At 74.3% G+C, this 12,023-nt stretch carries 13 protein-coding genes; 10 read left to right on the top strand and 3 right to left on the bottom strand.

Features of this window, described 5'->3' with window-relative positions:
* Positions 1–66 precede the first annotated feature (66 nt).
* Positions 67–1,017, bottom strand: a complete 951-nt coding sequence (locus tag BM158_RS17325) for a helix-turn-helix transcriptional regulator (RefSeq protein ID WP_091562273.1) — start codon at positions 1,015–1,017, stop codon at positions 67–69.
* A gap of 62 nt (positions 1,018–1,079) precedes the next feature.
* Here BM158_RS17325 and BM158_RS17320 point away from each other — a divergent pair, with 62 nt between their 5' ends.
* From BM158_RS17320 to BM158_RS17310, 3 genes are read left to right on the top strand one after another with little or no spacing between them, the layout of a single operon-like run.
* A complete protein-coding gene (locus BM158_RS17320; protein WP_091562269.1) occupies positions 1,080–1,661 on the top strand; it encodes a TIGR03086 family metal-binding protein in 582 nt (193 codons plus the stop codon).
* A gap of 56 nt (positions 1,662–1,717) precedes the next feature.
* Entirely contained in the window at positions 1,718–2,161 is a 444-nt protein-coding gene (locus BM158_RS17315) for a hypothetical protein (RefSeq protein WP_091562266.1), read from the top strand.
* Complete coding sequence (locus BM158_RS17310) at positions 2,162–2,635, top strand: hypothetical protein (RefSeq protein ID WP_091562262.1); 474 nt, start codon at positions 2,162–2,164, stop codon at positions 2,633–2,635.
* A gap of 1 nt (position 2,636) precedes the next feature.
* On the opposite strand, the gene BM158_RS17305 is transcribed toward BM158_RS17310, so the two are convergent.
* Positions 2,637–3,566: an LLM class F420-dependent oxidoreductase gene (locus BM158_RS17305; protein ID WP_091562258.1), complete on the bottom strand. Its 930-nt coding sequence runs from the start codon at positions 3,564–3,566 to the stop codon at positions 2,637–2,639.
* A 117-nt stretch (positions 3,567–3,683) separates the two neighbouring features.
* Between BM158_RS17305 and BM158_RS17300 the strand changes: the two genes are divergently transcribed.
* From BM158_RS17300 to BM158_RS17285, 4 genes are all read left to right on the top strand, one after another.
* Entirely contained in the window at positions 3,684–4,997 is a 1,314-nt protein-coding gene (locus BM158_RS17300) for a hypothetical protein (RefSeq protein ID WP_091562255.1), read from the top strand.
* A 77-nt stretch (positions 4,998–5,074) separates the two neighbouring features.
* A complete protein-coding gene (gene lipA, locus BM158_RS17295) occupies positions 5,075–6,019 on the top strand; it encodes a lipoyl synthase (RefSeq protein WP_091562252.1) in 945 nt (314 codons plus the stop codon).
* A gap of 36 nt (positions 6,020–6,055) precedes the next feature.
* A complete protein-coding gene (locus BM158_RS17290) occupies positions 6,056–6,838 on the top strand; it encodes a DUF4191 domain-containing protein (RefSeq protein WP_091562250.1) in 783 nt (260 codons plus the stop codon).
* 52 nt (positions 6,839–6,890) lie between these two features.
* Positions 6,891–8,009 carry an aminotransferase-like domain-containing protein gene (locus BM158_RS17285; RefSeq protein WP_091562248.1) on the top strand — a complete coding sequence of 373 codons (1,119 nt, stop codon included), beginning with the start codon at positions 6,891–6,893 and terminating at the stop codon, positions 8,007–8,009.
* Positions 8,010–8,012: 3 nt separating this feature from the next.
* On the opposite strand, the gene BM158_RS17280 is transcribed toward BM158_RS17285, so the two are convergent.
* Entirely contained in the window at positions 8,013–8,432 is a 420-nt protein-coding gene (locus BM158_RS17280; RefSeq protein WP_091562245.1) for an RDD family protein, read from the bottom strand.
* A gap of 124 nt (positions 8,433–8,556) precedes the next feature.
* On the opposite strand from BM158_RS17280, the gene glnA reads away from it, so the two are divergent.
* The 3 genes from glnA (at position 8,557) to BM158_RS21875 (ending at position 11,994) form a co-directional block, all read left to right on the top strand.
* Positions 8,557–9,993, top strand: a complete 1,437-nt coding sequence (glnA, locus tag BM158_RS17275) for a type I glutamate--ammonia ligase (RefSeq protein ID WP_091562243.1) — start codon at positions 8,557–8,559, stop codon at positions 9,991–9,993.
* 125 nt (positions 9,994–10,118) lie between these two features.
* Positions 10,119–11,663, top strand: coding sequence for a methyl-accepting chemotaxis protein (locus BM158_RS22750; protein ID WP_091562241.1), 1,545 nt, complete (start codon positions 10,119–10,121; stop codon positions 11,661–11,663).
* A gap of 157 nt (positions 11,664–11,820) precedes the next feature.
* The gene (locus BM158_RS21875) at positions 11,821–11,994 is read left to right on the top strand and encodes a hypothetical protein (protein ID WP_165628999.1); all 174 of its coding nucleotides are present in this window, start codon (positions 11,821–11,823) and stop codon (positions 11,992–11,994) included.
* Positions 11,995–12,023: the final 29 nt, after the last annotated feature.

The following is a 12,023-nucleotide window of genomic DNA, read 5'->3' as shown; positions in this document are numbered from 1 at the left end:
TGCTGACGTGCGGGGAGCGGGTCAGCACGGCCTCGGAAGGAGCAGGCCACCGGTCACACCGCGAGGTTACCCCGCACCCGGGCCGGATCCGTACCGGGAATGCAGCTCGGCGGCCAGCCGGGCCAGCTGCGCGCGGGCGGCGGGGTCGGTGAACTCCACGCGGTCGCCGAAGCCGGCGAGCTCCAGGGCGACCACCTCGGCCACCGGCCCCAGGACGACGGCGGGCACCCGGCCGTCCGCGCCCGGCTCGCCCACCTCGACCAGCCGGTGGGCCAGCAGCCACCGCAGCCGCGGCAGCGCGGCCGGCTCGACGAGCACCCGGGTGCGCTCGACGTGCCGCTGCTGCTCGAACTCCCCGCGCCGCGCGGCCCACGCCCGGCGCAGGTCGAAGCCCTCGGGACGGCGGGCCGGTGCCCCGGTCGGCGAGGCGGCGACCACCCGGTCCAGCCGGAAGGTGCGCTCCCCCGCCGGCGTGCCGGCGAGCAGGTACCAGCGGCCGTCCTTGTTCACCAGGCCCAGCGGGTCGACGGTGCGGGTGCTGGCCGTGCCGCGGCTGCGGTAGTCGAGCTCGACCTGCTCGCCGTCGACCACCGCGCGCAGCAGGACGGCGAGGGACGGCGGCTCGGGCTGCGGCTCGGCGCCCCAGGAGGCGGCGTCCACCAGGACGGCGTCGGCGGCCCGCTCGGCGTCGGCGCGCCACTGCGCGGGCAGTGCGGCCAGCAGCTTGCGCAGCCCCGCGCGGGCCGCCGGGGTGTCCCCGACCCCGGTGCCCAGGAACAGCGCGCGGGCCTCGCCCTCGGTGAGCCCGGTCAGGTCGGTGCGCGCCCCACCGACCAGCGACCAGCCGCCGCCCTTGCCCGCGGTGCTGTAGACCGGCACCCCGGCCAGCGCGAGCGCCTCCAGGTCCCGGCGGGCGGTGCGCGGGGAGATCTCCAGCTCGCCGGCCACCTGGCCGGCCGTCACCGTGCCGCGCCGCTGCAGGAGCAGCAGGACGGCGATCAACCGGTCGGCGCGCACGGACCGAATTCTGCCCGCAGAAGTGGCCAGGAGGTGGCCACTTCACCCCCGATGGTGGGTGCATGACCGACACCGACCCCCGCCCCGCCTTCACCGCCGCCGTGCGCGCCGCCCTGCCGGTGGCCCTGCACGTGCCCGCCGAGGACCTGCACCGGCCCACCCCGTGCGATGAGTTCGACGTGGCCACGCTGCGCGGCCACCTGCTGACCGTCCTCCTCCGGGTGGCCCACGTGGGCCGGGGTGGCGCCCCGCTCGACCTGCCGCACGTCACCACCGACGTCCCCGACGTGGACGCCGCGCTGACCGACGCCGCCGACGACGCCCTCGCCGTCTGGTCCGACCCCGAACTGCTCGACCGCACGCTGACCCACCCGGCCGGCCCGATGCCCGGCCGGGCCCTGCTGGCCACCTACACCGGCGAGGTCCTCACCCACGCCTGGGACCTCGGGGTCTCCCTCGGCCGCCCGGTGGAGGTGGCCGACGACGTGGTGGCCGCGGGTGCCGCGCCGTCGCTGCGCATCCTGCCCCCGGGACGCCGTCCCGCGGAGTACCCGTTCGGCGACGAGGTGCCCGCCCCCGAGGACGCCACGCCGCTCGAGGCGCTGGTGGCCTGGCTGGGCCGCGACCCCCGCTGGACGCCCTGACGCCGGTGCGGGCGGGCCCGTTCCGTGGGGGCGGGCCCGTCCGGCACGCTGTCCGGGTGAGCGACGCCGACCCCGACACGGTCGTCGACGCCCCGCCCTCGACGACCGTGCGGGTCGTCGAGCAGATGCTCGACCTGCCCTGGCCCGAGGGCGACGAGGAGCTGGCCTGGGAGCTCTCCGGCCTGGAGGGCGAGACCACCTGGCTGTTCCACGCCCTGCCGCTCGCGCACCGGGCCGGGAAGGCGGCCACGGCCCTCGCCCGGCGGCTGCGGCCGCTGCTCGACGAGCGGTGGGGCCCTCGCCTGCAGTTCCACGTCGACCGCCCGGCGGGGGGCCGGGAGAACGACCGGCACCGCACCGTGGCACGGCTGCTGCGCTCCATCGACACCACCACGGCCGACTGGTGGCGGCACGACGGGGACGCCGTCCTGCTGCTCGACTCCACCGCGTCGGCCCCGCACGACGACCGGCTCCTCGTGCTGGTGCTCCCCGCCCGGTGAATGGGCCCGCCCGGCGCCGAGGAGGAGGCGCTGCGCTCGCCCGTCGTGCAGGACGTGCTGTCCCGCGACCCGGCCCGCGTCGTCGGCGCGGCGTGGACCGTGCTGGGCACCCGCGACCCCGCCGTCCTGACCCCGGTGCTGACGGCGCTGCCGGCGATCGAGTCGGCGACCGCGGGCCTGCGCCTCGGCGGGGCGCCGGCCCCGGACGCCGGCCACCTCGCCTCGGCCCTGGAGCGGGCGCGCACCCTCGGCCGGGGCGAGTGCCTGTGCACCTGCTACCCCGGCGACAGCTGCTACGAGCCCGAGCCCGAGCGCGAGCAGGCGCGGGGGCACGTCCGCGTCGAGGGCACGGCGACCGACGAGCGCCAGCGGGTCGACGACGGCGTCTGCGTCTGCACCGCCTGCGGCCGGGGCTACCAGGTCGAGCACGGCGGGGGCCACCACCCGGGGTGGCGGTGGACCCCGCTCGGCTGACTCAGCGCAGCTGCGGAGCCACCTCGGCGGCGACCAGGTCGAGGTGGTCGAGGTCGGCGAGGTCGAGCACCTGCAGGTACACCCGGCCGGCGCCGGCCTCGGCGAACCGGCCCAGGGTGTCGACCGCCTGCGCCGGGGAACCGGCCACGCCGTTGGCCACCAGCTCGTCGACGTCCCGGCCGATGGACGCCGCGCGGCGGGCGAGCTCGGCGTCGGTGGCCCCGACGCACAGCACCAGCGCCGAGCTCATCGTCATGGTGGCCGGGTCGCGGCCGGCGTCGGCGCAGGCGGCGCGGACGCGGTCGAACAGCCCGGCGGCGTCCTCGGCGGGGACGAACGGGGTGTTGAACTCGGTCGCGTACCGGGCGGCCAGCGCGGGGGTGCGCTTGGCCCCCCGGCCGCCGACCAGCACCGGGATGCCGCCGTCCTGCACCGGCTTGGGCAGCGCCGGGGAGTCGGTCACGGCGTAGTGCTCACCGGCGTACGAGAAGGTCTCCCCCGCGGGGGTCGACCAGAGCCCGGTGATGACCGCCAGCTGCTCGGCGTAGCGGTCGAACCGCTCCCCCAGCGACGGGAACGGGATGCCGTAGGCGGTGTGCTCGGCCTCGAACCAGCCCGACCCCAGGCCCAGCTCCACCCGGCCGCCGCTCATCTGGTCGACCTGGGCCACCGAGATCGCCAGCGGGCCGGGGAGCCGGAAGGTGCCCGCGGTCATCAGCGTGCCCAGCCGGATCGTGCTGGTCTCCCGCGCCAGCCCGGCCAGCGTCAGCCAGGCGTCGGTGGGCCCGGGCAGGCCGTCCCCGCCCATCGCCAGGTAGTGGTCGGACCGGAAGAAGGCGTCGAAGCCGGTCTCCTCGGCCCGCCGGGCGACGGCCAGCAGGTCGTCGTAGGTGGCGCCCTGCTGGGGCTCGGTGAACACGCGCAGCTGCATGCGGCCCAGGCTGGCAGGCCCGGCGCCGAGCCGCAGGTCACAGGTGGCGGTCTCGGGGTGTGGCCCGGGACCGATGCGGGCAGGATGGCCCGAGACGATCAACCCGGAGGTGCGTAGGTGTTCCGCAAGAAGAGCCATGCCCAGGTCATCGGCGAAGAGCTGCAGGAGGGCCTCGCGCACATCGGCTCGGCGGTCAGCGAGGCCGGCCGGGCCACCGCCGAGCACCTCGGCCCGCGCTACGAGGCCGCGGCGAAGAGCGCGCAGAAGACCCTGGAGAAGGACGTCGCTCCCCGCGTGGAGGCCGCCGTCGCCGCCGTCGCCCCGAAGCTGGAGGCCGCCCGCGACGCGCTCGAGCCGCAGCTGAAGAACGCGCAGAAGTCGCTGGCCCCCCAGCTGAAGAACGCGCAGAAGGTCTACGAGAAGGACGTCGTCCCCCGCCTGGAGGCCGCCCGCGAGGCAGCCGCCGCGGGTGTGGCCACCGCCGTCGCCGCGGCCGGGCCCAAGCTCGCCGACGCCCGCGACGCCGCCGCCCCCCGGGTCGAGGCCGCGGTCAAGAACGCGCAGAAGACGCTGGAGAAGGACGTCGTCCCCCGCGTGCAGAGCACCGTCGTCCCGGCGCTGGCCCAGGCGCGCGAGTCCGTCGTGGCCACCCTGGAGTCCGCGCGCGGCGAGCTCGGCACCGCCGCGGCCGCCGTCGGCGGCACCGTGGCCACCGCCGCCGAGCAGGGCGGCAAGCGGACCCGTGCGGCGCGCAAGGAGGCCGCCAAGAGGGCCAAGGTCGCCACGAAGCAGGTCAAGGCCGGGCGCTCGGACGCCGTGGCCGCCGCCGAGGCCGCCCGCGACGTCGCGGCGGCCCGGGTCGCCGAGCTGCGCGCCGCCGCCGAGGCCAACCGCAAGGCGGTCGGCAAGAAGGCCGACAAGCTGTCCAAGAAGGCCGAGAAGCGCCGCAAGGAGCTGGCCAGGACCGCGGCCAAGGCGACCAAGGACGCGCGCAAGCAGACGCTGTCCACCACCCACGAGCTCGCGCAGCGGGTCGGCATCGAGAAGAAGCCGCGTCGCTGGCCCTGGCTGCTGGTCGCCCTCGGCGTCGGCGGGGTGGCCTTCGCCGTCGTCCGCCGGGCCACCGCGGCCGACGACCCGTGGACCCCCGCCCCCACCGGCGACGGCCCGGTGCCCACCTACCGGGAGGACCCCGTGCCCAGCAGCCCCAGCACCCCCGCCGACGAGTCGGTCGAGCCCACCGAGGGCGGCCAGGCCGTCTCCACCGCCGAGGACGCCCCCGGCGACGCCACCCCGGAGAGCACCGACCTCGGCTGGCGCGACGGCAAGCACCACGACGCCCAGTCGACCTCGCCCGACGCCGCGCCCCAGGTCAACCCGGTCCCGACCGAGGAGACGCTGAACAAGCCGCCGCTGGGCCGCGAAGGCTGACCAGCACCAGCACGACGACCCGAGGGGGCGTCCCGGCCGACCGCCGGGGCGCCCCCTCGGCGCGTACCGTGGGGATCATGAGCGCGACGATCGAGCCGGCCGGGCGCAAGCTGCTGCGCCTGGAGGTGCGGAACTCCCAGACCCCGATCGAGCGCAAGCCCGACTGGATCAAGACCCGGCTGCGCACGGGCCCGGAGTACACCGACCTCAAGTCGCTGGTGAAGCGCGAGGGCCTGCACACCGTGTGCGAGGAGGCCGGCTGCCCCAACATCTACGAGTGCTGGGAGGACCGCGAGGCCACCTTCCTCATCGGCGGTGACCAGTGCACCCGGCGCTGCGACTTCTGCCAGATCGACACCGGCAAGCCCGCGGAGTTCGACCGCGACGAGCCCCGCCGGGTCGCCGAGAGCGTCGCCACCATGCAGCTGAAGTACGCCACCGTCACCGGCGTCGCCCGCGACGACCTCGAGGACGGCGGCGCCTGGCTGTACGCCGAGACCGTCCGGCAGATCCACGCCCAGATCGAGGGCTGCGGCGTCGAGCTGCTCATCCCCGACTTCAACGCCGACCCCGACCAGCTCGCCGAGGTCTTCTCCTCCCGGCCCGAGGTGCTCGCGCACAACGTCGAGACCGTGCCGCGCATCTTCAAGCGGATCCGCCCCGGCTTCCGGTTCGAGCGGTCGCTGGCGGTCATCACCGCCGCGCGCGAGGCCGGTCTGGTCACCAAGTCCAACCTGATCCTGGGCATGGGCGAGGAGCCGCACGAGGTCACCGAGACCATGCAGGCCCTGCACGACGCCGGCTGCGACCTGCTCACCATCACCCAGTACCTGCGCCCCAGCCCCCGCCACCACCCCGTCGTGCGGTGGGTCAAGCCGCAGGAGTTCGTCGACTTCTCGGCCCAGGCCGAGGAGATCGGGTTCGCCGGGGTGCTCGGCGGTCCGCTGGTCCGCAGCTCCTACCGCGCCGGCCGCCTCTACCAGCAGGCCATCGCCGCCCGCGGGCTCGCGCCGACCAGCTGAGACCCCCCGGCCGACCCCGGGCCTATCCTGGGCGGCATGGCCCGCAGCAAGTCCACAGACGCCCCCGCCCCCGCGACCAAGCAGGGGAAGGGCTCGACGGCGGCCAAGGTGGGCAAGGACGGCAAGCCCAAGGTCGGCCGGCTGACGAAGGTCAAGACGACCCTCAAGCAGGTCGGGCAGGCCTACAAGCTCACCTACAGGAACGACCCCAAGCTGCCCTGGTACATGCTCATCGCCTTCGTGGCCGTCGCCGCGGTGGTGGAGCTGGTCGCCATCCTGTTCGGCGCGCCGCTGCTGTTCCTCCCCATCGCGATCCTGTTGGGTGCCCTCGCCGCGCTCGTCGTGTTCAGCCGCCGGGCGCAGGGGTCGGCCTACCGGCAGGTCGAGGGCCAGCCCGGCGCCGCCGCGTGGGTCCTCGAGGGCATGCGCGGTGACTGGCGGGTCTCCTCCGGCGTCGCCGGCACCCCGCAGCTGGACGCCGTCCACCGGGTGCTGGGCCGCCCCGGCATCATCCTGGTCGCCGAGGGCAACCCGCAGCGGGTGCGCGGTCTCATCGCGCAGGAGAAGCGGCGCATCGCCAAGGTCGTCGGCGACACCCCGATCTACGACATCACCGTCGGCGACGACGAGGGCCAGGTCCCGCTGAAGAAGCTCTCGTCGCACGTCATGAAGCTGCCGCGCAACCTCGACGGTGCCGAGGTCAACAGCCTGGGCAAGCGGATGAACGCCCTGGGCGGCGCCCGGATGCCGATCCCCGGCGGGCCCATGCCCGGCGGCCGGCAGATGACGGTCAGCCAGCGGCAGATGCGCCGCCGCTGACGGCGGGCACCACCGGGAGCACCGGGGCGGGCCGTCGGGGAGACTGTCCGCCGTGAGCAGCTCCCCCGCCGTCCGTCCGGTCTCCTTCGCGCGTGGCGCGCCGTCCACCGACATCGTCGACGTCGAGGGCCTGAAGCAGGCCGCCGTCGACGCCTTCACCGCCGACCCGGCCGGGATGACCGGCTACGGCACCGCGGTGGGCTACCCGCCGCTGCGGCAGTGGATCGCCGACAAGCACGGTGTCCCGGTCGACCACGTGCTGGTCACCAACGGCTCCATGCAGGCCGACGCGTTCCTGTTCGACGAGCTGGTCACCCCGGGCACGGCGGTGCTGGCCGAGCGGCCCACCTACGACCGCACCCTGCTGGGCCTGCGCCAGCGCGGCGCCGACGTCCGGCTGGTGACCCTCGAGGAGGACGGCATCGCCGTCGACGAGGTCGCGCAGCTGCTGGAGGGCGGCCTGCGCCCGGCGCTGGCGCACGTCATCCCCACCTTCCAGAACCCGGCCGGCTACACGCTCTCGCTGGCCAAGCGGGAGCGGCTGCTGGAGCTGGCCCGCGAGCACGGGTTCCTGGTCTTCGAGGACGACCCCTACGTCGACGTCCGGTTCAGCGGCGAGCCGCTGCCCCGCATGCTGGAGCTCGACGGCGGCGCGGCCAGCGAGCACGTGGTCTACGCCTGCTCGTTCTCCAAGACCATCTGCCCCGGCATCCGGGTGGGCTACCTGGTCGGCCCGCCGGCGCTGATCGCGAAGGTCCGGGTGCGGGCCACCAACACCTACATCGCCCCGAACATGGTGGCGCAGGGCATCGTGCACGCCTACCTCACCGGCGAGCGGTTCCCCGCGGCGCTGGAGCGGGTGAAGTCCGCGCTGGCCGAGCGGGTCGGCGCGCTGGACGCCGCGCTGCGCACCCACCTGCCCGAGGCCACCTTCCGCCGTCCCGAGGGCGGGTACTTCCTGTGGGTCTCGCTGCCGGCCGACGCCGGGCACGACGTCGCCCGCATCGTCACCGAGGCCGCCGACCGGGGCGTGGCCATCGTGGCCGGCACCGACTTCCTGCTCGAGGGCGGCGAGAACTCCTTCCGGCTGGCCTACTCCGCGGTGCAGGTCGACGACGTCGAGGACGGCGTCCGGCGGCTGGCCGAGGCGGTGCACGCCGCCCGGGCGTAGGGATCAGACGCGGCGGATGACCGCGGTCTGCGTGAGCCGGTCGTGCAGACCGCGGCCGTCGCCGTCGACGACCAGCGCCGGCACCAGCACCACCAGCAGCGCGGTGCGGACGACGGCCCGCCAGACCGCGACCCGCTCGCCCGGCCGGGGGTGCGCCAGCTGCAGGCCCAGCAGGGCGTGCCCGGGCGTGCGGCCGACGAGCACCAGCGACACCACGGTGATCAGCCCGAAGGCCAGCAGGCTCCAGTTCTGCGGCAGCCGCTGCAGGACCAGCCCGGCCACGACCGCGGCCACCAGGACGTCGACGACGAAGGCGACCGCACGGGTGCCGAAGGGTGCGATCGAGCCCGGGCCCTCGGCCGGCAGCCCCAGCGCCGCGCCCCGGGCGCGGCTCTGGGAGGGTGTGCTCTCGTCCCCGGCCATGCCGCCAGCCTAGGCGCGCGACACGCCGGGGCCGCTGTAACGGATCGGAAACACACGGGACACCGGCGGGCAACCGCCCGCTCGTAGGTTCCGGCTCGGCCGTCCGCCCACTCCCGGAGGATCGATGTTCAACTCTCCCGACGAGGTCACGAAGTACATCCAGGACAACGACGTCAAGTTCGTCGACGTCCGGTTCTGCGACCTCCCCGGCGTCATGCAGCACTTCACCATCCCGGCGGAGACCTTCGGCGAGGACACCTTCACCGACGGGCTCGGCTTCGACGGCTCCTCGATCCGCGGCTTCCAGGCCATCAACGAGTCGGACATGCTGCTGCTGCCCGACGCCAACAGCGCCTTCGTGGACCCGTTCCGCACCTACAAGACGCTGAACGTCAACTTCTTCATCCACGACCCGATCACCCGGGAGTCCTACTCCCGCGACCCGCGGAACGTGGCGAAGAAGGCCGAGGCCTACCTGGCCAGCTCCGGCATCGCCGACACCGCCTACTTCGGCCCCGAGGCCGAGTTCTACGTCTTCGACTCGGTGCGCCACAACACCGCGATCAACGAGGGCTACTACCACATCGACGCGGTCGAGGGCTCCTGGAACACCGGCTCGCTGAGCGGGGAGAACGGGCTGGGCCCGAACCTGGGCTACAAGACCCGGATGAAGGGCGGCTACTTCCCCGTCGAGCCGACCGACCACCAGAGCGACCTGCGCGCGGCCATGATGACCAACCTGGCCAACGCGGGCCTCGAGCTCGAGCGCGGCCACCACGAGGTGGGCACCGGCGGGCAGGCCGAGATCAACTACAAGTTCGACACCCTGCTGCGCTCGGCCGACAGCCTGATGCTGTTCAAGTACATCATCAAGAACACCGCCTGGGCGCACGGCAAGACCGCCACCTTCATGCCCAAGCCGCTGTTCGGCGACAACGGCTCGGGCATGCACTGCCACCAGTCGCTGTGGAAGGACGGTCAGCCGCTGTTCGCCGCCGAGACCGGCTACGCGGGCCTGTCGGACATGGCCCGCCACTACATCGGCGGCCTGCTCAAGCACGCCCCGTCGCTGCTGGCCTTCACCAACCCCACGGTGAACAGCTACCACCGCCTGGTGCCCGGCTTCGAGGCCCCGATCAACCTGGTCTACTCCGCACGCAACCGGTCGGCCTGCACCCGCATCCCGATCTCGGGCGACAACCCGAAGGCCAAGCGCATCGAGTTCCGGGTGCCCGACCCGTCGGCCAACCCCTACCTGGCGTTCTCGGCCATGCTGATGGCCGGCCTGGACGGCGTGAAGAACAAGATCGAGCCGCCGGCGCCGGTGGACAAGGACCTCTACGAGCTCCCGCCCGAGGAGGCCCTGGGCATCGAGAAGGTGCCCGCGTCGCTGGACGCCGTCCTCGACCGGCTCGAGGTCGACCACGACTACCTGCTCGACGGCGGCGTGTTCACCTCCGACCTGATCGAGACCTGGATCGAGTACAAGCGGGAGAACGAGATCACCCCGATCCGTCTGCGCCCGCACCCGCACGAGTTCGCGATGTACTACGACATCTGATCCACGTCGTCCCGACGGCCCCCGACCTCCCCGAGGTCGGGGGCCGTCGTCGTCCCGGGGCCGACCGAAACGGAACTGATCCTGCCGATAGATCGGGTACCGCTCGACGTCCGCAGGAGGACCCCGTGTTCCGCAGCTCCGCCCCGGTCTCCTCCACGGCTCCCGTGGTGCCGCACGACGTCGAGGCGATCGAGAAGGTCATCGAGGTCCTCGACGCGGGCATCTCGAGCGAGACCGACGGGCACGTCAAGATCGTCACCTCGCTGGTGGGCTCGCTGGAGCTGTCCTACGGCGCGGCCTGGATGGTCCACGGCGACGACGTGGTGCTGGTCAGCGAGGCCGGGCCGATGACCCGCGCCATGGCCGCCGCCCCCGGCACCGTCGGGCAGCGCGAGCGGGCCGACGTCGGCTACACCGGCCAGGCCATCCGCACCCGCCGCCCGGTCCTGGTCGACGCCGGCAGCGACCGCACCGTCTGCCTCCGCTGGGCCGCCGCGGCCCGGGCCGGTGCCCGGCACGGCGCGGTCATCCCGCTGGTCGAGGACGACCGGGTGGTCGCGCTGCACGAGTACTACAGCGCCGCCGAGCTGCCCTTCTTCGGCGGCCGCACCGAGAAGTGGCAGACGCTGAGCCGGCTGGCCACCCACGCCCGCCGCGCGGCGCTGGCCGCAGCCCAGCTGCAGGAGACCGTGGACGACCGCGGCGCGGTGACCGAGGTGGTCACCAGCGTCGCGGCCGCGACCGACCGGGCCAGCGCGCTGCACGTCGCGCTGGAGACGGTGCGCACCGCCTTCGGCTGGGCCTACGGCTCGTACTGGGCGATGGACCCGGTCGAGCGGGTGCTGCGGTTCGAGTTCGAGTCCGGCTCGGCCGGGCCGGAGTTCCGCGAGGTCACCCTGGCCGCCAGCTTCGCCGAGGGGGTGGGCCTGTCCGGGCGGGCGTGGCGGGCCCGCGACCTGGTCTTCGTGCCCAACCTCGCCGACATCACCGACTGCGTGCGGGCCCCCGCCGCCCAGCGCGCCGGCGTCCGGTCGGGCGTCTGCTTCCCGGTCCTGGTGGGCGGCGAGGTCATCGGGACGATGGACTTCTTCAGCACCGAGACCATCGCGCTGTCGGAGTCGCGCGCCTCGGCGCTGCGCAACGTGGCCCAGCTGGTCTCCCAGCGCCTGGAGGTGCTGCGCCGGGTCGAGGACGACGCCGCCAACGCCCGCGCGCTGTCGGAGACGATCTCGCGGCTGCGGGAGGCCGGGCACGACGCCGGCCGGGTCGCCGCCGCCGCGGTCGCGCAGGCCTCGTCGATGACCACCGAGGTCGACGCCCTGGCACAGGCCTCGGCCGCGGTCGGCGAGGTCATCGCGATCATCAGCCGGATCGCCGACCAGACCAACCTGCTGGCCCTCAACGCCACCATCGAGGCCGCCCGCGCCGGCGAGCTGGGCCGCGGGTTCGCCGTGGTGGCCAACGAGGTCAAGGAGCTGGCCCGGGAGACCGCCGGGGCGACCAAGCGGGTCGCCGACCAGATCACCGGCATGCAGGAGACCACCCGCACGGTCGCCGACGGCATCCTGGCCACCAGCACGGAGATCGGCCGGCTGGGTGCGGTCCAGGCGCGGATGGACGAGGTGCTCGAGGAGCAGGCCCGGATGGCGGCGGCGTTCGACACCTGGTGAGTCGGCACGGTGAGGGGTGGACGGCGCCCCGGGGACGCGTCCAGGTCGACGGCACGACTCGACCGACCTGCGTCCGAGGCTGGGCAGTGTCTGCCGATGAGTCGACAAGTCCCCAGACGGTAACTTCGTGTGCACACCCAACCACGAGGAGCTAGGAATGACCCGCACCGCCACGCGCAGCAGCCGTCCCGAGCTGCTGGCCCTCAGCGAGTGCGCGTGCGGTCCCGCCCGCTGCTCGATGACCGGCCCGTGCCTGGAGACCACCCTGGCCGACGAGCGGTTCGCCGTCCGTCCCGTCCGCCGGCGGCAGGCTCTCCGCCTGGCCTCCTGAGCCGCCCGGTCCCCTCGTCCGGGGAGGTT

This window comes from Klenkia taihuensis (assembly GCF_900112525.1).
Classification (GTDB): Bacteria; Actinomycetota; Actinomycetes; order Mycobacteriales; family Geodermatophilaceae; genus Klenkia; species Klenkia taihuensis.
This window is presented reverse-complemented; position numbering and strand designations above follow the sequence as displayed.